This window comes from Massilia sp. CT11-108 (genome assembly GCF_047302915.1).
Lineage (GTDB): Bacteria > Pseudomonadota > Gammaproteobacteria > Burkholderiales > Burkholderiaceae_D > Telluria > Telluria orientalis.
On the sequence record NZ_JBKYMO010000005.1, the window covers coordinates 13,327 to 34,078 of the forward strand.

The following is a 20,752-nucleotide window of genomic DNA, read 5'->3' on the forward strand; positions in this document are numbered from 1 at the left end:
GTTACTGAACAACCGGCACCGCCGTCCCGGCGGACACCGACGCCGGCACCGTCGCCGACACGGTCACGGGCACGCCTGCGGCTGCAGTGGGCGACATATTGGCCGGCAAGGCGGCTGGCTTGAGCGCTTCGAGCCAGCGGCGCATGCGGCCCGCATCCGCGGTACGCGACTGCTTGCCCTTCGAATCGAGGAACACCATGATCACGTTGCGGCCCTGGATCATGGCCTGCATCACGAGGCAGCGCCCCGCTTCGTTGATGAATCCCGTCTTCTGCAGGCCGATGTTCCAGTCGGGCGACGCGACGAGGTAGTTGGTGTTGTGGTACTGCAGCGCCCGGCCGCTCGCCTGGACGACGTAGTTCGGATCCGTCGTGTACTGGCGCAGCAGCGGCTCCTGGTGCGCCACTTTGACAAGCTTGGCCAGGTCGCGCGCGCTCGAAATGTTCTGGCTCGACAGGCCGCTCGAATCCACGTAATGCGTGTCGTTCATGCCGAGTTCGCGCGCCTTCGCATTCATCGCGTCGACGAAGGCATTGATCCCGCCCGGATAATTGCGGCCCAGCGCGGCGGCGGCGCGGTTCTCCGAGCTCATCAGTGCGATATGCAGCAGGTTACCGCGCGTCATGCGCGCACCGACGGGCAGGCGCGAGCTGGTGAATTTGTGACGGTCGACGTCGGCCTCGGTAATCGTCAGCACTTCGTCCAGGTCTTGCCGGGCCTCGACGACGAGCAGGCCCGTCATCAGCTTGGTGATGGAAGCGATCGGCAGCGCGACGGCGGCATTCTTTTCGAACAGCACTTCCGAGCTCTGCTGGTCCAGCACGTACGCGACGTTGGAACGCAGGTCGAGCGGATCATGCGTGCGGCTCAGGCCCGCGATGTCGCCCGCGCTGAGCATGGCGACGGCCGGCGCGGCGCGGCGGACGCGCTGATAGACGACGCGGCGCTTGCCATGGACCATCTCGATGCGGCGCACCATGCGCTGGCGGTTGTCGTCGGCGATGACCTTGGCCAGGTTGGTGCGCTTGGCCTTGACGCGCTTCGTCGCGGCCGCATGCCCCTTGTGCTTGGTCGCGGCTGCTGCGGGTTCGAGCACGAACATCATGGAAATGGCGGCTGCCAACGCGAGCTTAAGCATCTGAAAATCCTTGAACGCGAACTGAAGAGCACTGAATGCAGTGTAGCGGATGACGTGGGGAGCGCAAGTGCGCACCCGACGACTGTACCATCTACGCCCATTTTTTCCTACAACGCAAAATGAGATGCGTTGTAGAAATCTCTTGATTTTTCAATAGCTTGCGAAGGCAAGTATAGCGTGCTAGTCCAGGAAACGGGCAAAGGACGGCACCGGTTCGCGTTCCGTGACCAACGTATTTTCCACCTTGTCCGGATCGGCAAATCCGAGCGCCATGCCGCACACGACCATCTCGTTTTCGGGCAGACCGAGCTCGTCGGAAATGATGCGGTGGAATTGCGTGAACGCGGCCTGCGGGCACGTGTCGAGGCCGCGGCCGCGCGCGGCGACCATGATGTTTTGCAGGAACATGCCGTAGTCGAGCCAGGAGCCCTGCTCCATGATGCGGTCGATGGTGAAGATCATGCCGACGGGGGCGTCGAAGAAGCGGTAGTTGCGGCCGTGCTGGGCCGCCATGCCGGCCTTGTTGTCGCGCGTGAGGCCCAGCAGCGCATATAAATCCCAGCCGACCTTGCGGCGCCGGTCGACGAACGGCGACACCCATTCGCGCGGGTAGTACGCGTATTCCTCGACGTGCTCGCGGCTCTGCGCCGGGTCCGCGTAGGCGGCCAGGATGCGGCCGGACAGGCGTTCCTTGGCGGCGCCCGTCAGCACGTGGACTTTCCACGGCTGCGTGTTCGTGCCGGACGGCGCCCGCGCCGCCACTTCCAGGATGGCTTCGATATCCTCGCGCGCGACCGGAGTCTCCAGGTACGCGCGGATCGAACGCCGCGAGGTGATGGCGGCGTCCACCGCCTGTTGTTGTGCGCTCGTGATCATGCACTCTCCTTTTATTTTTTGACGACGAATGCGACGCCCAGCACCGCGACGACCATGCCGGCCAGGCCGAGCATGCTGAGCTTCTCGCCGAACATCAGCCAGGCCATCAGGGCGGTGGTGGGCGGCGTCAGGTACAGCAGGCTCGTCACGCGGGTCGCGTCGTTGCGGCTGATGAGGCGGAACAGCAGGAAGATGGCGCCGATCGACAGCGCCAGGATCGCCCACAGCAGCGCCCCCAGGAATTGCGGCGTCCACTGGATGTTCTCCATGCGCGGGCCGAAGCCTTCCAGCAGCACCGCAAACGGCAGCAGCGCGAGCGCGGACGTCGCGTACTGGATCACCGTGCCGGTGCGCAGGTCGAATGTCGGACAGAAGCGCTTCTGGTACATCGTGCCCGCCGTGATCGACAGCAGGGCCAGCACGCACAGCGCGATCGCGGCCGGCGCCAGGCCGTTCAGATGGATCTTCGCGGCCACGACGAGGCCGACGCCGCACAACCCGAGGCCCAGCCCCAGCCATTGGCGCGGGCGGACCTTTTCGCCGATCAATGGCGCGGCGATGGCCGTCAGGATCGGCTGCATGCCCACGATCAGCGCGGACAGCCCGGCCGGCATGCCGAGCTTGATCGCGCCCCACACGCCGCCCAGGTAGCCCGCCTGCAGCAGCAGCCCGGCCACCGCCACGTGACGGATGCGCCCGCGTGGCCAGGCGGCACCCGTCAACAGCACGACGGGCAACAGGATCAGGACGGCACCCAGGCAGCGCAGGATGAGGAAGGACATCGGCGGCGCATACGGCAAACCGTATTTCGCGGCGATGAAACCGGTGCTCCATAGAACAACGAAAAACAGCGGCATCGGTCGAATGATCATTCGGCAAGTCTAGCATGGCTGACCTTACCCATTTGCGCTTGCTGCAAAGCACTAAAGTGTTGTAACGGCGCAAACAAAAACGGTGCAAACGTTTGTATCTATTGATCTTACTCAAGAGAGTGCGGTTGAATTGTGCGACGCATCAAAAGTGCTTGACGCATAATCGAAAACCGGGAAAAATGGCTTCATGTTGCGGCGCACAATCAACGCGCTTTATCAAGCAGTGCCAGGTTTTTCCTTGTTTCATCGCTTCACTGGTCCATGCAGGTGTCCCAAGACACCTGAAAAGCAAAAGTTCATAACGATCCATTACTGGAGAACCATATGTTTGCATTCCCTGAGCAGTTTTCGAACGCGACCAAAGCCAACCTCGAATCCCAGTTTGCCCTGTTTTCGGCCCTGACCTCCAAGACTTTCGAAGGCGTGGAAAAGCTGGTGGACCTGAACATCAACACCGTCAAGGCCGCCATCGAAGACTCGTCGGCAACCACGCGCCAGCTGCTGGCTGTCAAGGATGCCCAGGAATTCTTCGCCGTGTCGGCTTCGCAAGCCCAACCGGCTGCTGAAAAAGCCCTGGCCTACAGCCGCCAGGTGGCATCGATCGCCGCCGACACCGGCGCCGAATTCTCGAAAGCCGCCGAAAGCCAGTTCGCCGAAGTCAACCGCAAGGTGATCTCGCTGGTCGACGAAGTGACCAAGAACGCCCCGGCCGGTTCGGAGACCTATGTCTCGGCCCTGAAAACCGCCATCAGCAACGCCAACGCCGGCTACGAGCAGTTCACCAAGACGACCAAGCAGGCCGTCGAGGCGATCGAATCGAACCTGAACGCCGCCGTGTCGCAGTTCACGCAAGCCACCCGCAAGGCTGGCGCTGCCGCCAACTCGGCTGCTGCTGCCTAAGCTGTAAGATCACACCGCTGCTTCCCCTCCCACGGAAGCCGAACGGCCCGGACCGCGCAAGCGGTTCCGGGCCGTTTGTTTTGTTGGCCTTACGCGTGGGCACGGGGTGCCCACCATTTCGTGCGAGACTATTCGCCCAGATACGCCGCCTGCACGCGCGGATCATGCAGCATGTCCTGCGCATTCCCCGTCATGGTGATCGCGCCCGACTCCATCACATAAGCGCGGTGCGCCGCCTGCAGCGCCAGCTTCGCGTTCTGCTCCACGAGCAGGACGGTGATGCCCTGCTTCGACACGTCGCGGATCACCTCGAAGATCTTCTCGACCATGATCGGCGCAAGACCCATCGACGGCTCGTCCAGCAACAGCAGCGTGGGATGGCACATCAGCGCGCGCGCCATCGCCAGCATCTGCTGCTCGCCGCCGGACAACGTGCCGGCCAGCTGGCCGGAGCGCTCCTTCAGGCGCGGGAACACCGTGTACCACTTCTCGATGTCGTCCTCGATGGCAGCCTTGTCGTTGCGCGTGTACGCGCCCATCAGCAGGTTTTCGTGGATGGTCATGCGCGTGAACACGCCGCGGCCTTCCGGCACCATTGCCAGCTTTTGCTCGACCAGTTTGAACGATTTATTGGCGCTCAAAGGCTGGCCGAGATAGGCGATCGTGCCTTCCACCTTGCACGGCGGCAGCGTGCCCGTGATCGCTTTCAAGGTCGTCGTCTTGCCCGCGCCGTTGGCGCCGATCAGCGTGACGAGTTCGCCTCGGTTGACTTCCAGGTCGATCCCTTTGACGGCCTTGATGCCGCCGTACGCCACCTTCAGGCCAGAAATTTTCAGAACATGATCGACCATCAGTGGGCACCTCCGAGATAGGCTTCGATGACGGCCTGGTTCTTCTGGATCTCGGCCGGCAGCCCTTCCGCGATCAGCTTGCCGTACTCCAGCACCGAAATGCGGTCGCACAGCCCCATCATGAGTTTCACGTCGTGTTCGATCAGCAGGATCGTGACGCCCGCGCCCTGGATCTTGACCAGCAGCTCGCGCAGCGCGACCTTTTCCGTCGCATTCATGCCGGCCGCGGGCTCGTCCAGCGCGAGCAGCTTCGGTTCCGTCGCCAGCGCGCGGGCGATCTCCAGGCGGCGCTGGTCGCCGTACGACAGGAAGCGCGCCGTGCGCTGGGAAAACTGCCCGATGCCGACGAAGCCCAGCAACTCTTGCGCGCGGGCGCGGATCGCGGCCTCTTCCCGGCGCGCGGCGCCGTGCCGGAAGATGGCGCCGAACACGCCCTGGTGCGTGCGCACGTGGCGTCCCACCATCACGTTTTCCAGCGCGGACATTTCACCGAACAGGCGGATGTTCTGGAACGTGCGCGCGATGCCGGCCTTGGCGACGGCATGCGGCGCCGACGGCGAATACGGCTTGCCGTCCAGCTGGAACGTGCCCGTGTCCGGTTGATACAGGCCCGTGATCACGTTGAAGAAGGTCGTCTTGCCGGCGCCGTTCGGGCCGATCAGGCCATAGATCTGGCCTTTCATGATCTTGATGCCGACGTCCGTCAGGGCTTGCAGGCCACCGAAGCGTTTGTTGACGCCGGAGATGTTCAGCAGGATGTCGCTCATGCCTCGCTCTCTTCCTCTTTGGCGATGGCCGCATTGGGGCGGTCTTCCTTGACCGGCGACGGCCACAGGCCCGCCGGACGGTTCAGCATGATCAAGACCATGGCCAGGCCGTACAGCAGCTGGCGCAGCACCTCGGCCTCGATGACGACCTTGCCGAACAGCGCCTGCTGCGCCGGTTCGACGATGTGGCGCAGCACTTCCGGCAACGCGGCCAGCAGCACGCCGCCCATCACGACGCCGGGGATATGGCCAATGCCGCCCAGTACGACCATCGCCAGCACGGCGATGGATTCCGTCAGCGAGAACGATTCCGGAGAGACAAAACCCTGGAAGGCCGCGAACATGGCGCCCGCCACGCCGCCGAACGACGCACCCATCGAGAACGCGAGCAATTTGACGTTGCGGGTGTTGATGCCCATCGCCTTCGCGGCGATCTCGTCTTCGCGGATCGCGACCCACGCGCGGCCCAGGCGCGAATGCTGCAACCGGCTCGTCATGAAGATCGTCACCATGCACAGCAGCAGGAACAGGAAATAGTAGGCGTTGACGGACGGGATGCCGTAGCCGCCGATGTACACCGTCGCGCGCGACCCCGCCTCGCCGGCCAGCGACACGCCGAAGATGCGGACCGGATCGATCAGGTTGATGCCTTGCGGACCGTTGGTGAAATTGATCGGATCGTTCAGGTTGTTCATGAAGATCCGGATGATCTCGCCGAAGCCCAGCGTGACGATGGCGAGGTAGTCGCCGCGCAGCTTCAGCGTCGGGGCGCCCAGCAGCGCGCCGAACAGCGCGGCCGTCAGCCCCGCCAGCGGCACGACGAACCAGACGGAGAGATGAATACCGTTGGTGCGCACGTCCTCGCCGAAGGTGCGCACGATGGCGTCCTGCAGTTCGGGGTGGTAGTTCACGATGGATTCCAGCAGCGCGGCGAACTGCGGCGACGCGAACAGGCCCGTCAGGTACGCGCCGACGGCGAAGAACGCGATATAGCCCAGGTCGAGCAGGCCGGCGAAGCCGACGACGATGTTCAGGCCCAGCGCCAGCATGATGTACAGCAGCGCCATGTCGAGGATGCGCACCCACGAGTTGCCGAACTGGGCGGCGACAAATGGGAAGATGAGCATCACGGCCAGCAGCACGGCCATGCTGGCGTACGATTGCCGCGGTTTGTGGACGGTGTCGAAAGTCAGGAGAGACATGGGCGATCTCCTTACGCGCGGTCGGCCACGCGCTCGCCCATGATGCCGGACGGACGCACGGTCAGCACGAGGATCAGCACGATGAACGCGAAGATGTCCTGGTAATGGCTGCCGAGGAAGCCGCCGGTCAGGTCACCGATGTAGCCGGCACCGAGGCTCTCGATGATGCCGAGGACGATCCCGCCGATCATAGCGCCGTAGATATTGCCGATACCGCCCAGCACGGCGGCAGAGAACGCCTTCATGCCCGGCACGGTGCCCATCGCGAACTGGATCGATGCGTAATTCGCGCCCCACATCACGCCGGCGACGGCCGCCAGCGCGGCGCCGATGGCAAACGTGGCGACGATGACGCGGTTGGAGTCCACACCCATCAACCCGGCCACGCGCGGATTCTCGGCGACGGCGCGCATCGCGCGGCCCATGCGGGTCTTCTCGACGAGGAACACGAGGCCGACCATCGCGGCGGCGGCCAGCACGAGCAGCAAGATCTGCGTGTGCGAGATCACGGCGCCACCGACATTGACCGGGTCGGACGACAGCAGTTGCGGGAACGGCAGCGGGCTGCGGCCCCAGATCATCATGGCGAAGGTCTGCAGCAGGATCGACACGCCGATCGCGGTGATCAGCGGGGCCAGGCGCGGCGCGTTGCGCAGGCGGCGGTAGGCGATGCGTTCGATGAGGACGTTCACGAGCATCGTGACGGGGATCGCGCCGACGATGGCGATGGCGAGCTGCACGCCGCCGGGCAGGCCGGGAAAGACGCCGTCCAGCAGTTTCAGGATCGACAGGCCGACCATGGCGCCGATCATCAGCACGTCGCCATGGGCGAAGTTGATGAGGTTGAGCACGCCGTAGACCATCGTGTAGCCGAGTGCGACGAGCGCATACATGCTGCCCAGCACCAGCCCGTTCAGGATCTGTTGGACAAAAGTTTCCATGCTTGTGTGGTTTCCTTTCGAACTAACAAAAACGGCACCCGTGGTACGAGTGCCGCTAGCCAAGCAACATAATTCCGAGCGTCATCATAACAGATGCGTTGCCGGGATTTACACGTCGCGCAGGGTCACCACCGGCATGGTCAGGTTGCGTTTGTCCTTGAAAAACGCGACGTCGAACAGGGCGGCAGCACCGACGACATCCTTGCCGATGCGGCGCAGCAGCGTGGCCGCCGCCTCGATGGTGCCGCCGGTCGCCAGCACGTCGTCGACGATCAGCACGCGCTGGCCCTTGATGCGCTCCGGCTGGATCTCGATCGTGGCGCTGCCGTACTCGCGGCGGTAATCGATGCCGATCGCGGCGCCCGGCAGCTTGCCCGGTTTGCGCGCCATCGCGAAGCCGATGCCGCGCTGGTACGCGAGCGCGCCCGCGAGCATGAAGCCGCGCGCGTCCATCGCGAGGAGGAAGTCGACGTCGAGGTGGGCCGTGCGTTCGGTCAGCGCGTCGATGGCGAGCTGCCAGTGGGTCGGGTTGTCGAAGACGCAGCCCACGTCGATGAAATTGACGCCCGGTTCCGGGTAATCCTGGAAGAATTCCAGCGGGATGGTGTCGAAACCGGAGGGCGAGCGCGGGCGCAGGTCGAATACGTTCATTGGATCAAACCAGGGGTGATTCAGGCCGCGGCCTTGCCGCCGTCCAGGCCCTTGGGCAGCGGGAACGTGACGTGCTCTTCGACGCCCTCGAGCGCGCGCACGCTGGCGGCACCCAAGTCTTTCAGGCGCTCGATGACGGCTTGCACGAGCACTTCCGGGGCCGACGCGCCGGCCGTGACGCCGATGCGCTTCCTGCCGGCGATCCAGGCCGGATCGATGCCGGCGGCGTTGTCGACCATGTAGGCCGGCGTGCCCTTCTTTTCCGCCACTTCGCGCAGGCGGTTCGAATTGGAGCTGTTCGGGCTGCCGACGACGATCACGACTTCCACCTGCGGCGCCATGAATTTCACGGCTTCCTGGCGGTTCGTCGTCGCGTAGCAGATGTCGCCCTTCTTCGGCTCCACGATGTTCGGGAAACGGGCCTTCAGCGCGGCGATGATCTCCGCGGTGTCGTCGACGGACAGGGTCGTCTGCGACACATAGGCCAGCAGGTCGGGATTGCCGACGTTCAGTTTCGCTACATCGTCGACCGTCTCGACGAGGTGCATGCCCTCTTCCGCCTGGCCCATCGTGCCCTCGACTTCCGGGTGGCCGGCGTGGCCGATCATGACGATTTCGGCGCCCTGCTTGCGCATCTTGGCCACTTCCACGTGCACCTTGGTGACCAGCGGGCAGGTGGCGTCATAGACCTTCAGGCCGCGCGACTCGGCTTCCTCGCGCACGGCCTTCGACACGCCGTGCGCGGAAAACACGAGCGTATTGCCGGCCGGGACATCGTCCAGGTCTTCGATGAAGATCGCGCCCTTGTTGCGCAGGTCGTTGACGACGTAGGCGTTGTGGACGATTTCGTGGCGCACGTAGATGGGCGCGCCGAACTGCTGCAGGGCACGCTCGACGATCTCGATCGCACGGTCGACGCCGGCGCAAAAGCCGCGCGGCTGGGCTAACAGGATCTCGTTGTCCATGGTTCGGTGATGGCTGTGGTCAGAGTACGGAAATCAGCTGGACTTCGAACTTCAGCGGCTGGCCGGCCAGCGGGTGGTTGAAGTCGAACACGGCGTCGTTGGCGCGCATCTCGCGCAGCACGCCGGCAAAGCGGCCGCCGCCCGGCGCGCGAAAGTCGACGAGGTCGCCGACCTGGTAATCGGCATCCGGTTCCGAGTTCTCGTCCAGGGTCTTTTTCGTCACGACCTGGATCAGGTCGGGATTGCGCTCCCCGAATCCTTCAGCGGCGGTCAGGTCGAACGTCGTGTGCGTGCCTTCGGCCAGGCCGAGCAGGCGCTGCTCCAGGAACGGGGCGAGCTGGCCCTGGCCCAGCAGCAGGGTGGCCGGGGTGCTGCCGAAGGTCGTGACGATGTCCTTGCCGTCGGCGGTGGCAAGACGGTAATGGAGGGTCAGGTACGACGATTCGGTGACGACGGGAGCGTTAGTGGAGGACATTGTTGCGTGTTCGGTTGACGTGCAAACCGCTATTGTAAGCCACCTGTGCCCGTCCCGCCTCAGCCGGTGCGATTTCTGTCGCCGATCTGTTGCACATGCAAAAACGTTACGATCACGGGCTTGCGCATGCCCAAACCGCCCTGCTCCCGTCGCGCGAATAATGCACGATCTTGCATGGAGGGTCGGATGGGAATCGAAGACTGGCCGGAGCAGACCCGGCCGCGCGAACGGCTCGTGCGCGAGGGCGCGCAGGCGTTGTCGGATCCGGAACTGCTGGCGCTGCTGCTGCGCGTGGGTGTGCGCGGCAAGAGCGCGGTCGAGTTGGGCCGCGACATCCTGCAACACTTCGGCTCGCTGCACGGCCTGTTCGGCGCGACCCTGGGCGATTGTGCCGAGGTGCACGGCCTCGGCATGGCGAAATATGCGCAATTGCAGGCCGTGATGGAACTGGCCCGCCGCGCCATCGCCGAACAATTGCAGGCGGGCGAGGCGTTCGGCTCGCCCGAGCTCGTCAAGCGCTACCTGCGCATGAAGCTGGGCGGCCAGCGTCACGAATCGTTCGTCGTCCTGTTCCTGGACGTCAAGAACCGCCTGATCGCCGACCGTGAACTGTTCCGCGGCACGCTCGCGCAGACGAGCGTCTACCCGCGCGAAGTCGTCATCGAGGCGCTGGACTACAACGCGGCCAGCGTGATCCTCGCGCACAATCACCCGTCCGGCGTGCCGGAGCCGAGCGAGGCCGACCTGCGCCTCACGGGCGCCCTGGTCAAGGCGCTCAGTCTCGTGGACATCCGCGTGCTCGACCATTTCATCGTGGCCGGGCCGCTCATCCATTCCTTCGCGGAGCACGGGCAGATCTGAGCTCATCTGAGCTAAGATGCTCTCATGCCCATCCGTATCCTCGCCCTCTGCGGCAGCCAGCGCACCCGTTCGATGAGCGGCGGCCTGCTGCGCGCCTGCCGCGACCTCGCGCCCGACGGTGTCGCCATCCACCTCTTCGAACACCACCTGGATTTCCCGCTGTTCAGTCCCGAGCGCACCGAGATCCCTGCCGGCGTGCTGGCCCTGCAGGAGGCGATCACGGCGGCCGACGCCCTCCTCATCGCCAGCCCCGAGTACGCGCACGGGGTCACGGGCACCATCAAGAACACGCTGGACTGGGTCGTGAACCACGCGCCGTTCGCGGGGAAGCCGGTCGCCGTGCTGAATCCGTCGTACCAATCGTTTCATGCCGACGAGGCGCTGAAAGAGACGCTGCGCACGATGTCGGCCGACCTCGTCCTCGACGCCTGCCTGCGCATTCCCGTCATCGGCTCCCGCGTCGATCCGGACCGGATTGCGTCGGAACCACGCTTCGCGGCGCCGATCGCAGCCGCCCTGCGGGCGCTCGTTGCGCACGTCGGACGCGCGAATAACAGTGTGTAAACAAGCCCTTACGAAGCAAACATTGCGAAACTTCACGATTGTTAAATTTCGTCGATTTATCGATTAACAATTTTTTTCCGCAAGTTGTTGATTACTCGACGGTTTTCGAGCTATACTCTCGTTTTTCCGATTGTGGAAGTTTATTCAAGGAGTGCGCTATGGCACGTGTTTGCCAAGTTACTGGCAAGGGTCCGATGGTTGGCAACAACGTCTCCCACGCCAACAACAAAACCAAGCGTCGTTTTCTGCCGAACCTGCAGAACCGCCGCATCTTCGTAGAATCCGAAAACCGCTGGGTCTCCCTGCGTATTTCGAACGCCGGCCTGCGCGTCATCGACAAGCTCGGCATCGACGCTGTGCTGGCCGATATGCGCGCCCGCGGCGAGAAAATCTAATTAGGGAGTCATCATGGCAAAAACTGGCCGCGACAAGATCAAACTGGAATCGACCGCAGGTACCGGTCACTTCTACACCACGACCAAGAACAAGCGCACGATGCCGGCGAAGATGGAAATCACCAAATTCGACCCGAAAGCTCGCAAGCACGTGGTCTACAAAGAAACCAAGATCAAGTAATCTGGTTCTTTTCAAAGAAAGCCGCCCGCTTCACCGCGCGCGGCTTTTTTGTTTTTCTGTGCCATTGATTGGGGTCATTTGATCCACTCTCCCGCGTCGTTATAGTCGATCGTCCACCTTCGCTGGAGAATCGCCTTATGTGGCACAACCTGTGGCCTACCCGACTGTCGCTCCTGCCTGCCCTGGCCGCCCTTGCCGGCCTCGCCGCCTGCTCCACGCCCTACCGCCCTCCCGTCGTCGTGCATGGCAGCGCGACCTTTCCCGGCATTGCCAGCAGCGTCGCGGAAGCCGGCACGCGCCCCGTCGACGTGCTCCTCGTCCACGGCATGTGCACCCACGATACGGCCTGGGCCGAGCGCCAGATCGACCGCATCACGGGCATCGTCGAAGCGCACGCGCCGGCACCTGCCAGCACCACGGCGCCGCCGCGCGTGGAAGTCGTCGAGCGCACGCGCAGGCTTGCCGGCGGCACGGTCCGCTTCCACGCCCTCGTGTGGTCGCCGCTGACGGCCGGCCTGAAGCACCAGCTCGACGTCGACATGACGGGCAAGCCGACGGATTGCACCGCGGCCGGCGCATGCAAGCCGAAGCGCGCCTCGCTGAACGGCTACGTCAAGGACAACCTGCTGAACGATTGCCTGTCCGACGCCGTCATCTACCAGGGCGAAAGCCACGTCGCGATCCGCGATGCGATGGTGCGGACGATCGCGCAGGTGCTCGAGCAGGATCCCGACAGCGAGGCACCGCTCGTCGTCGTCGCGGAAAGCCTGGGCAGCAAGATGCTGTTCGACGCCCTGAGCGCCATGCTGGAATCGTGGCAACCGCAGACGCGGGCGCTGGGCCAGCAGGCAGCGCGCCGGCTGGGACTGCTGTTCATGGCCGGCAACCAGTTGCCCATCCTGGGCCTGGCCGAGCAGTCGGCGGCGGCACAGCGGGCGATCGCCACGCAGGACATGCGGTTGGCCGACGCCTTGCAGCGCTTCCTGGAACTGCGCCGGCGCCAGCCCAACCGTCGCGCGGACACCCTGCAGCGCCTGGCCGTCGTCGCCTTCACCGATCCAAACGATTTGCTGTCCTACCGCCTGCTGCCCGCCCGCTACGCGGCGCCGGACGTGGCTGTCGCCGACGTGCTCGTGTCGAACGACAGCACGTGGCTGGGCTTGATCGAAAACCCGGTGACGGCGCACCTGGATTACCTGGCAAATCCGGACGTCGGAACGATGATCGCTTGCGGATATCCGCCGGTAGCGTTCTGCCGCTGATCGTCACGCCGAACTGCCGTGCGCCCGCCCGTGACGGATGCGCGTAGAGTCGAATGACCACCAGCACCGCCCCATGCCATCTCGATGACGCGCATAGAGCGCCCTCACGCCAGGCCCGGAAACGGGATATGAATCGAGAGCATCATGAAAGAATCCAGACCTTCCAATACCTTTCGCGGATTGCCGCTCACGTCCGAGCAGGACAGCGAAATCCGGCACTATATCCACATCAAGGAACGCAGCGGCACCCCGTGGGACACGCCTGAACTCGCCGCCATGCTAGCGGACATGCTGGATCCGCCCGAGCTGGCCGCCGAGGAGCGCCAGTCGATCGATGACAGCATGGGGGCCGAACATGCCACCGCGCGGGAAGACGCCGACGCCGAGCTCCTGTCGCCCGAGTCTGGACAGCACGCCACCTAGTGCGGGCGCGGCCTATCGCCCGGACTCGTCCGGCGGCGAAGGCGTGATGGCTTCCGAAATCGATTGCTCCGGGCTGAGCCGGCGGCGCAAGTCAGGGCGGGTCAGTACCCGGTGGATAACCTGGAGTGGAACATGTTTGTGTTCCATGTAGCGTTGGGCGAGGTCCGCGTTACGGACGTAAAGGATATTCAGGCCGCGCGCGACGGCGTTTGCGGTCGCTTCGTCAGAACGGCGTTGACGTTCTATCATGACAGGTTCTCCGGACTTGGCAGGACACGCCCGATTGACGCCGATACCCTCCCTTTCGGCGATCATACGCGCGCGCTGTTCGATGCACCAGCCATTTCAGGCACGGCCGCCGATCGGGCCCCGGAAAACAAAACACCCCTGCATGAGGGGTGTTCGTCATGGGGCGGCCATGCCGGCCATGTCATGCCTGCTTACGCATAGCTGCGCAGGCGCATCGAAAACTCTTGCAGCGCCTTGATGCCCGACGCTTCGGCGCGGGTGCACCAGTCCTGCAGCTGGTGCAGCAGCTGGTCGCGGGTCGAGTGCGAGCGTTCCCAGATCGCGCCCAGTTCCACGCGCATCTGGTGCATCGTTTCCAGGGCTTTGCTGTGCTGGAACAGTTCGACCAGCTGGGCCTGTTGCGGTGCCTGCAGCTTGGCCGGTTCGCGCTGCATCAGCTTGCGCGAGCTCTTCAGGAAGCGGGATTCCAGCTCGGCCTTTTGCTTCAGGTGTTCCACTTCTTCGCGGAATGCGTACTTGACGGACTTGGCATATTTCGCCATCACGTCGTAGCGGTTGGCGATGACGGCCTGCAGGGTGTCGAAGTCGGCTTCCAGCTTGTTCTTTTGCAGTTTCGGCTTCGGAATCGTCTTCTTGACCTTGGCGAGGCCCACCATTTCCATCAGGCGGATGTACGCCCAGCCAATGTCGAACTCGTACCACTTGCTCGACAGCTTGGCCGACGTGGCGAACGTGTGGTGGTTGTTGTGCAGCTCTTCACCACCGATGAGGATGCCCCACGGCATGATGTTCCGGGCCGCATCATTGCAGTCGTAGTTGCGGTAGCCCCAGTAGTGGCCGATGCCGTTGATGATGCCGGCCGCCGTGATCGGGATCCACAGCATCTGCACGGCCCAGATCGTGATGCCGGCGACGCCGAACAGCGCGACGCTCAGCGGCAGCAGCATCGACACGCCCAGCCAGCTGTACTTCGTGTACAGGTTGTTCTCCATCCAGTCGTTCGGGCAGCCGTGGCCGTACTTGTCCAGCGTTTCCTGGTTCTTCGTTTCGGCGCGATACAGCTCCGCGCCACGCAGCAACACTTCCTTGATGCCGCGCGTCACCGGGCTATGCGGGTCGTCCACCGTTTCGCACTTGGCATGGTGCTTGCGGTGCACCGCAGCCCATTCCTTGGTTACCTGGCCCGTGGTCAGCCACAGCCAGAAGCGGAAGAAGTGACTCACGATCGGGTGCAGGTCCAGCGCGCGGTGCGCCTGGTGGCGGTGCAGGTAAATCGTCACGCCGGCGATCGTGATGTGCGTGACGACCAGCGTGTACACGACCATCTGCCAGACCGACAGGTCGAACAGACCGCCATCCAGGAAGGACAGCACGGCGTGCAGGATGTTGCTGAGAAAATTCATCGATACTCCACTAAGGATGAGAGGATGCTGTTCTTTCTATGAAACAGTCACTATGACAAGAGTGTCACGCTTTCGTGCATGACGCAAAGATGCATTTTACGCGTAACCGGTGCCGCACGGCACGCCGTGACGCAATCGACGCGCACCCGGCTAAGAATTCTGCGCCGGCTGCGTGATCCGCGCCACAACCGATGCTATATGGGAGTCGAGGAGGCGGGTATCAACAGATGGAAAGCCCAGTTTGACGGTACCGGACTGCACCAGGGCATACACCTTTTTATTGATTTCCGAAACGACACCGCCCTGCCCGTTCTCCGGATCGGCGATCCAGAAACCCAGGTCGAGCTCGTAGCCGTCCGGACCGAAGCGCGACAGCGAAATGCCGGGCGCCGGATCTTCCAGCACGCGCGGCGTGCCGACGGCCTGCGCCACCAGCAACGGCATCACCTGCTCCAGGTCGGAACCGTAGGCGACCGTGATCTTCGTCGACGCGCGCACCCTGCGCGTCGTCAGCGACTGGTTCTGCACGGGGCCGGAAATGAGTAACTCGTTCGGCAACACGGTCTCGACGCCGTCCAGGCCCTGCAACACGGTGTAGCGCGTGTTGATCTGGGTGACCTTTCCCGTGAACGTGCTGACCGTGATCATGTCGCCGATGGACAGGCTCCGTTCGAGCAGGATGATGAAACCGGACACGTAGTTGCTGGCGATTCTCTGCATGCCGAGACCGAGGCCGACGCCCAGGGCGCCGCCGAACACGGACAGCACGGTCAAATCGATGCCGACCAGGTTCAGGCTCAGCAGCACGGCGCCGACGATCATCAGCGCGCGGCTCAGGCGCGCCAGCGCCACCCGCAGCGAGCTGTGCAGCGCGTGCACGCCCATCAGCCGCTCTTCCAGCGCGGCGCCGGCCCACAGGGCCAGCATCAGCATCACGACGACGGACGCGACGGCCTGCGCGATGTCGGCCAGGGTGACGCTGCTGGATTTTTTCGGACCGAACTGGATCTTGTAGCTGTCGAGGAAATCGAAGATATCCGGCCACAGGCCCGTGATGTACAACGCCACCGCAAGCCACGCGACGAGCGCGAAGATCTTTTCGAACGTGACGAGCGTCTGCCCCAGCTGTCCGCGGCGCGCGAACACGCGGCGCAGCAGGTAGAACACGAGGCGGATGGCGGCCAGCGACCAGAACACGGGGATCGCCACCTTGACGATGTTCGTGTGGAAGTGGGTTTTGGTTAGCACCACCTGCGCCAGGTACAGCAACCCGACGACGAGCAGCGGCGCCACGACGCGCGTAAAACTTTCCACGCCCGTGTGCAGCAGGCTGCCGTCCTCGCCGCGGCGGCGGCGCCACCACACGCGGACCAGTTGCGCGCTGAGCCAGCCGAACAGGATCGAAGCGACGATGGACCCGACCTGCCACGGCATGCCGGGGCGGCTCAGGTCATCCAACAGGTCGTCGATCAGGTTGGTCAGCGGCATCGGCCCCAATTACTCCGAAGCAGCGTCTTCGTCGGACTCGTCGGCAACGGCCTTGGCGGGCGCGGCCTTGCGCTCCAGCACGGCGGCAAAGAAGCCGTCCGTACCGTGCTTGTGCGGCAGCATCTTGAGGTAATCGCCCATCTCCAGCGGGATGCGCTGCTCGGCCAGGACCTTGTGCATCGGCACCAGCTCGAAATCCGGATGCGTGGCGAGGAAGCCCTGCACGATGCCCGTGTTTTCTTCGTCCAGCAGGCTGCAGGTCGCGTAGACGAGGCGGCCGCCGAATTTCACGAGGCGCGCGGCGCCGTCCAGGATCGATGCCTGTTTTTCCGTCAATTCGACGATATCTTGCGGCTGCTGGCGCCATTTCACGTCCGGATTGCGGCGCAGGGTGCCCATGCCGGAGCATGGCGCGTCGACGAGCACGCGGTCGATCTTGCCGGCCAAACGCTTCACTTTGGCGTCACGTTCGTGCGCGATGACGACTGGATGCACGTTCGACAGCCCGCTGCGCGCCAGCCTCGGCTTCAGCTTGGTCAGGCGCTTTTCCGACACGTCGAAGGCGTACAGGCGGCCCGTGCTGCGCATGATGGCGCCGATGGCCAGTGTCTTGCCGCCGGCACCGGCGCAGAAGTCGACGACCATCTCGCCGCGGCGCGCGCCCAGCAGCTGGGCGAGCACCTGGCTGCCCTCGTCCTGCACTTCGATCGCGCCTTCCTTGAACAGCGGCAGGTTCTGCAGCGTCGGCTTCTTCCAGATGCGCAGGCCCAGCGCCGAGTACGGCGTCGGTTCGGCCGCGATCGGTGCCGTCGCCAGTTCGGCGATGACCTTGTCGCGGTCGGTCTTCAGCGAGTTCACGCGCAGGTCCAGCGGCGCCGGCGTGTTCAGCACGGCGGCCAGCGCCAGCGTCTCTTCCTCGCCGTACTGGGCGACGAATTTGTCGTACAGCCAGTCGGGCAGGTTCGCCAGTTTCTTCGGCGGCAGCAGCGAACGGTCGATCTCCTTGATGCGCGTCAGCAGGGCCGTTTCGTCTTCCGACAGGCCGCCCAGCGAGTCGGCGCCGATGGCTTCGGCCATGCCGAGCACCGTGAGGCGGCGCATCGACGCGCCGGTACCGGCGAAATCGGTGAAGAACGATTTATGACGCAGGACGGCATAGACGCATTCGGCGATGGCGCCGCGTTCGCGTCCGCCGAGACGGGGGTGGTCCTTGAAGTAGCGCGACAGGGTGACGTCGGCAGGGGAAGTAAAGCGCAGGATCTCGCGCAATACCTCTTCAGCATTGCCGAGTATCGCGGGTGGCAATCTCATGGGTGTTCCTTGGTGGATTCAGGGAGTCACGGCGATCCGGACCTCGCCGTTTTCGATGCAGAGCCTGTCTTCGATGAACAGGCGCACCGCTTTCGGATATATGACGTGTTCCTCCGCCAGCAGGCGTTCGGCCAGGCTGTCTTCCGTATCGCCCGGCAGCACGGGGATGCGCGCCTGGATCACGGCCGGACCGTGGTCCAGCTCGGCGGTGACGAAATGCACGGTCGCGCCGTGTTCCGCCACGCCCGCGTCCAGCGCCTGCCGGTGCGTGTGCAGTCCGGGGAACAGCGGCAGCAGCGACGGGTGGATGTTCAGCATGCGGCCCGCGTAGTGTTCGACGAACGGCGCCGTCAGGATGCGCATGAAGCCGGCCAGCACGACGAGGTCCGGATTGAACCGGTCGATCGTTTCCTGCAGGGCGGCGTCGAACGCTTCGCGGGTCGGGAATTCCTTGTTGGGGACGACGGCGGTCGGAATGCCGTGGGACGCCGCGAATGCCAGGCCCTTGGCGTCCGGCTTATTGCTGATCACGGCGGCGATACGGGCCGGCCAGGCTTCGGCCTGCTGCGCGCGCACGATGGCTTCCATGTTGCTGCCGCGGCCAGAAATAAGGATCACGATATTTTTCATAAGCGCGCATTGTAACCCGAGCCGATGGGCGGACCCAAGGAAGGAAATGACGGCAACGCCGCGCTTACTTGAACGCGTGGGGCCCCACCCACCCCACGGGTTGGGGCGATTGCGGCTCTTCGAAGGAATAAAATACGCGGAACGGGACTTTTTTCTCGGCCCAGAATTCGGCCGCGTCGCGGAAGACGTCGAGCAGGGTTTCGCGCGCTTCCTTGTCGAATTTTTGCGTATTCGGCAATTGATCGAGCACGGCGATGAAGCCGGGCTGCGGTCCGGCCTCGGCGATGACTTCGGTGAGACAGTTGCGCAGCGCGTCGAAATTCTTGCTGCAGGGTTTGGGGAAGAAGAATTGCTCGCCGATGCGGGCACAGACCTGCTGCTTCGTCAGCGCATTCGTGCACAGGGCATAGAGAAAATGATGACCAAGGCGCATCGCCTCCTTCTGCAGCTCCGGTGCACGGTAAGCGCGGATGGACTGCACAAGATTCGGCGGTACTCTCATCAACAAACTCATTTTTTCCTCAAGTCACCCAGTCTGGTTCTGCTGCTCCAGCGCGCGGTGGTTTGCGGAAGCGGCGGGGTTGTTCGCTTTCTCCTGGTCTGATTTCCACGCGCCAATAAAACCCTAAGTCTCCTAAGGGTAACGTTTTGTGGTAAGCGAATCAACCCGAATATGGACGAGTCGCTCATATTTGTAAAAAAAGACGAGTTTTTTCATCCATTGTTGGCGCTTTTTCCACGCTTTTCTCCTCTGAACCGGGCGTTTTGGCGCGTATACCTGCTGTTACATTTTGTTGCCACACGGATCGGAAATGCGGGCCAACCAGCGCTAAGATTCAGTGGTGGGCGAAACGCCTTTCGATACCAACAGATCAGAAGCACCACCAAACGAGGTATGAGCATGAACGTCAAAGCCAAACTGATTCTCTCCGCCCTGGGCGTGTGCGCCCTGCCGCTGGCCCAGGCACAGGCCGGCGATTTCGAGGACTTCGGCCGCGTGACGCGCGTCCAGCCGCGCATCGAGCAGGTGCGTACGCCGCGCCAGGAATGCCGTACCGATTACGTGCAGGCCCAGGTGCCGCAACAGCGCAGCCAGGCGGGCACCGTCATCGGCGGCATCGCCGGCGCCCTGCTGGGCAGCCAGGTGGGTGGCGGCAACGGTCGCGTCGCGGCTGCCGCGGCCGGTGCGATCGCGGGCGGCATGGTCGGCGACAACGTCGACAACAACGGCCGCAACTACGGCCCGCAAGTGCAGGAACAGGCCGTGCAGCGCTGCCGCACCGTCGACTCCATCCAGGAGCGCACGAACGGCTACGACGTAACCTACGATTACCGCGGCCACACCTACACGACGGTCATGAACCGCGACCCGGGCAACCGTGTGCGCCTGCGCGTGTCGGTCGAACCGGATCAATACCAGTAACACATCTTCCGGCGCGGGGGACCGCCCCCTTCCCCGAGCCGTCGGCTTCCTCCGCAGCGTCTGCTGCCATCCGCAGCGCTTCTTGCGCTGCGGATTCCTTCCCGCCGATAATAGGATGCTTCTTTCGCTCATCCTATGCTCATCAAACGCAAATCCATCGAACAGGCCGAATCGTCGCGCCGTCCCGCCCGCAAGCCCAAGTTTGCGCCCGTCACCCTGTCCGAACAGGACGGTGTGCGCTACCTCCATTTCGGTACCGAATGGGTGCAAGGTGCCATGCGCATCCGCAAGCCGGACTGGCCTGAACTCGAGTACGCTCAGCAGATGATGGCCTGGATGCTGTTCATCGACGAGCCGCACGCCATCGTCCAGCTTGGCCTGGGCGCAGCGGCTTTGACCAAGTTCTCATATCGCCAGTTCCCGCAGGCGCAGGTAACCGCGGTGGAACTGAATCCCTCCGTGATCGCGATCTGTAATTCGATGTTCAAACTGCCGCCGGAAGACGAACGCCTGCGCGTACGCGAGATGGACGCGATGGACTTCGTGCTCGACGAGGCCAACCACGACACGATCGATGCCCTGCAGTGCGACCTGTACGACGCCACCGCGCGCGGCCCCGTGCTCGACACGCCCGAGTTCTACCGGGCCTGCGACGCCTGCCTGACGGACCGCGGCGTCATGACCGTCAACCTGTTCGGCGACCACCCCAGCTTCGCGAAGAACATCAAGGCCATGCGCTTCGCGTTCGCCCACGTGATCTGCCTGCCGGAGGTCCACGACGGCAACGTCGTCGCGCTGTGCTTCAAGAAGAAGCCGGATCTCGACAAGGACCGCCTCGCCGCACGCGCCGCGCAGATCGTGGCCGCGACGAAGCTGCCGGCCAAGTCCTGGGTCAAGGGCATCGCGGCGGCCGGCGCGAACTGA

General features: G+C 63.8%; 25 protein-coding genes. 10 read left to right on the top strand and 15 right to left on the bottom strand.

Going from position 1 to position 20,752, the window contains the following annotated elements; genetic code table 11:
• Position 1: 1 nt before the first annotated feature.
• The 3 genes from pbpG to ACEN88_RS01340 all read right to left on the bottom strand — a co-directional run bounded on the left by pbpG (position 2) and on the right by ACEN88_RS01340 (position 2,871).
• On the bottom strand, positions 2 to 1,138 hold the full coding sequence (gene pbpG, locus ACEN88_RS01330; protein WP_413337030.1) for a D-alanyl-D-alanine endopeptidase: 1,137 nt from the start codon (positions 1,136 to 1,138) through the stop codon (positions 2 to 4).
• A gap of 180 nt (positions 1,139 to 1,318) precedes the next feature.
• Positions 1,319 to 2,014 carry a nitroreductase gene (locus tag ACEN88_RS01335; RefSeq protein ID WP_413337031.1) on the bottom strand — a complete coding sequence of 232 codons (696 nt, stop codon included), beginning with the start codon at positions 2,012 to 2,014 and terminating at the stop codon, positions 1,319 to 1,321.
• 11 nt (positions 2,015 to 2,025) lie between these two features.
• The gene (locus ACEN88_RS01340; protein ID WP_413337032.1) at positions 2,026 to 2,871 is read right to left on the bottom strand and encodes a DMT family transporter; all 846 of its coding nucleotides are present in this window, start codon (positions 2,869 to 2,871) and stop codon (positions 2,026 to 2,028) included.
• A gap of 339 nt (positions 2,872 to 3,210) precedes the next feature.
• Between ACEN88_RS01340 and phaP the strand changes: the two genes are divergently transcribed.
• Positions 3,211 to 3,786 (top strand): TIGR01841 family phasin, encoded by a 576-nt coding sequence (gene phaP, locus ACEN88_RS01345; RefSeq protein WP_036239861.1) that lies wholly within the window; start codon positions 3,211 to 3,213, stop codon positions 3,784 to 3,786.
• Positions 3,787 to 3,914: 128 nt separating this feature from the next.
• On the opposite strand, the gene ACEN88_RS01350 is transcribed toward phaP, so the two are convergent.
• The 7 genes from ACEN88_RS01350 to ACEN88_RS01380 form a co-directional block, all read right to left on the bottom strand.
• Complete coding sequence (locus tag ACEN88_RS01350) at positions 3,915 to 4,637, bottom strand: ABC transporter ATP-binding protein (protein ID WP_413337033.1); 723 nt, start codon at positions 4,635 to 4,637, stop codon at positions 3,915 to 3,917.
• Entirely contained in the window at positions 4,637 to 5,404 is a 768-nt protein-coding gene (locus tag ACEN88_RS01355; RefSeq protein WP_413337034.1) for an ABC transporter ATP-binding protein, read from the bottom strand. The genes ACEN88_RS01350 and ACEN88_RS01355 overlap by 1 nt, the downstream gene beginning before the upstream one ends.
• On the bottom strand, positions 5,401 to 6,606 hold the full coding sequence (locus ACEN88_RS01360; RefSeq protein ID WP_413337035.1) for an ABC transporter permease subunit: 1,206 nt from the start codon (positions 6,604 to 6,606) through the stop codon (positions 5,401 to 5,403). The genes ACEN88_RS01355 and ACEN88_RS01360 overlap by 4 nt, the downstream gene beginning before the upstream one ends.
• A gap of 11 nt (positions 6,607 to 6,617) precedes the next feature.
• The gene (locus tag ACEN88_RS01365; RefSeq protein ID WP_056136098.1) at positions 6,618 to 7,547 is read right to left on the bottom strand and encodes a branched-chain amino acid ABC transporter permease; all 930 of its coding nucleotides are present in this window, start codon (positions 7,545 to 7,547) and stop codon (positions 6,618 to 6,620) included.
• 108 nt (positions 7,548 to 7,655) lie between these two features.
• Positions 7,656 to 8,198 (bottom strand): adenine phosphoribosyltransferase, encoded by a 543-nt coding sequence (locus ACEN88_RS01370; RefSeq protein WP_413337036.1) that lies wholly within the window; start codon positions 8,196 to 8,198, stop codon positions 7,656 to 7,658.
• 20 nt (positions 8,199 to 8,218) lie between these two features.
• The gene (gene ispH / locus ACEN88_RS01375; RefSeq protein WP_413337037.1) at positions 8,219 to 9,163 is read right to left on the bottom strand and encodes a 4-hydroxy-3-methylbut-2-enyl diphosphate reductase; all 945 of its coding nucleotides are present in this window, start codon (positions 9,161 to 9,163) and stop codon (positions 8,219 to 8,221) included.
• A gap of 19 nt (positions 9,164 to 9,182) precedes the next feature.
• Positions 9,183 to 9,638 (bottom strand): FKBP-type peptidyl-prolyl cis-trans isomerase, encoded by a 456-nt coding sequence (locus tag ACEN88_RS01380; protein ID WP_025511734.1) that lies wholly within the window; start codon positions 9,636 to 9,638, stop codon positions 9,183 to 9,185.
• Between the two features lie 186 nt (positions 9,639 to 9,824).
• Between ACEN88_RS01380 and radC the strand changes: the two genes are divergently transcribed.
• From radC to ACEN88_RS01415, 7 genes are all read left to right on the top strand, one after another.
• On the top strand, positions 9,825 to 10,499 hold the full coding sequence (gene radC, locus ACEN88_RS01385) for a RadC family protein (RefSeq protein ID WP_413337038.1): 675 nt from the start codon (positions 9,825 to 9,827) through the stop codon (positions 10,497 to 10,499).
• Positions 10,500 to 10,523: 24 nt separating this feature from the next.
• Complete coding sequence (locus ACEN88_RS01390) at positions 10,524 to 11,063, top strand: NADPH-dependent FMN reductase (RefSeq protein ID WP_413337039.1); 540 nt, start codon at positions 10,524 to 10,526, stop codon at positions 11,061 to 11,063.
• A 158-nt stretch (positions 11,064 to 11,221) separates the two neighbouring features.
• Entirely contained in the window at positions 11,222 to 11,458 is a 237-nt protein-coding gene (gene rpmB, locus ACEN88_RS01395; protein WP_025511730.1) for a 50S ribosomal protein L28, read from the top strand.
• Between the two features lie 13 nt (positions 11,459 to 11,471).
• Entirely contained in the window at positions 11,472 to 11,639 is a 168-nt protein-coding gene (gene rpmG / locus ACEN88_RS01400; RefSeq protein ID WP_029755886.1) for a 50S ribosomal protein L33, read from the top strand.
• A 137-nt stretch (positions 11,640 to 11,776) separates the two neighbouring features.
• Positions 11,777 to 12,901 (top strand): hypothetical protein, encoded by a 1,125-nt coding sequence (locus ACEN88_RS01405; protein ID WP_413337040.1) that lies wholly within the window; start codon positions 11,777 to 11,779, stop codon positions 12,899 to 12,901.
• Between the two features lie 144 nt (positions 12,902 to 13,045).
• Positions 13,046 to 13,324, top strand: coding sequence for a hypothetical protein (locus ACEN88_RS01410; RefSeq protein WP_413337041.1), 279 nt, complete (start codon positions 13,046 to 13,048; stop codon positions 13,322 to 13,324).
• Positions 13,325 to 13,456: 132 nt separating this feature from the next.
• Positions 13,457 to 13,774, top strand: coding sequence for a hypothetical protein (locus ACEN88_RS01415; RefSeq protein WP_413337042.1), 318 nt, complete (start codon positions 13,457 to 13,459; stop codon positions 13,772 to 13,774).
• On the opposite strand, the gene ACEN88_RS01420 is transcribed toward ACEN88_RS01415, so the two are convergent.
• The 5 genes from ACEN88_RS01420 to ACEN88_RS01440 form a co-directional block, all read right to left on the bottom strand.
• A complete protein-coding gene (locus tag ACEN88_RS01420; RefSeq protein ID WP_413337043.1) occupies positions 13,765 to 14,976 on the bottom strand; it encodes a fatty acid desaturase in 1,212 nt (403 codons plus the stop codon). The genes ACEN88_RS01415 and ACEN88_RS01420 overlap by 10 nt on opposite strands.
• A gap of 150 nt (positions 14,977 to 15,126) precedes the next feature.
• Complete coding sequence (locus ACEN88_RS01425; protein ID WP_413337044.1) at positions 15,127 to 16,464, bottom strand: mechanosensitive ion channel family protein; 1,338 nt, start codon at positions 16,462 to 16,464, stop codon at positions 15,127 to 15,129.
• A 9-nt stretch (positions 16,465 to 16,473) separates the two neighbouring features.
• Complete coding sequence (locus ACEN88_RS01430; RefSeq protein WP_413337045.1) at positions 16,474 to 17,775, bottom strand: RsmB/NOP family class I SAM-dependent RNA methyltransferase; 1,302 nt, start codon at positions 17,773 to 17,775, stop codon at positions 16,474 to 16,476.
• A gap of 18 nt (positions 17,776 to 17,793) precedes the next feature.
• Complete coding sequence (purN, locus tag ACEN88_RS01435) at positions 17,794 to 18,405, bottom strand: phosphoribosylglycinamide formyltransferase (protein WP_413337046.1); 612 nt, start codon at positions 18,403 to 18,405, stop codon at positions 17,794 to 17,796.
• A gap of 64 nt (positions 18,406 to 18,469) precedes the next feature.
• On the bottom strand, positions 18,470 to 18,919 hold the full coding sequence (locus tag ACEN88_RS01440) for a barstar family protein (RefSeq protein WP_049809485.1): 450 nt from the start codon (positions 18,917 to 18,919) through the stop codon (positions 18,470 to 18,472).
• Positions 18,920 to 19,306: 387 nt separating this feature from the next.
• On the opposite strand from ACEN88_RS01440, the gene ACEN88_RS01445 reads away from it, so the two are divergent.
• The gene (locus tag ACEN88_RS01445; RefSeq protein WP_413337047.1) at positions 19,307 to 19,828 is read left to right on the top strand and encodes a glycine zipper 2TM domain-containing protein; all 522 of its coding nucleotides are present in this window, start codon (positions 19,307 to 19,309) and stop codon (positions 19,826 to 19,828) included.
• A gap of 135 nt (positions 19,829 to 19,963) precedes the next feature.
• Positions 19,964 to 20,752, top strand: coding sequence for a spermidine synthase (locus tag ACEN88_RS01450; RefSeq protein WP_413337048.1), 789 nt, complete (start codon positions 19,964 to 19,966; stop codon positions 20,750 to 20,752).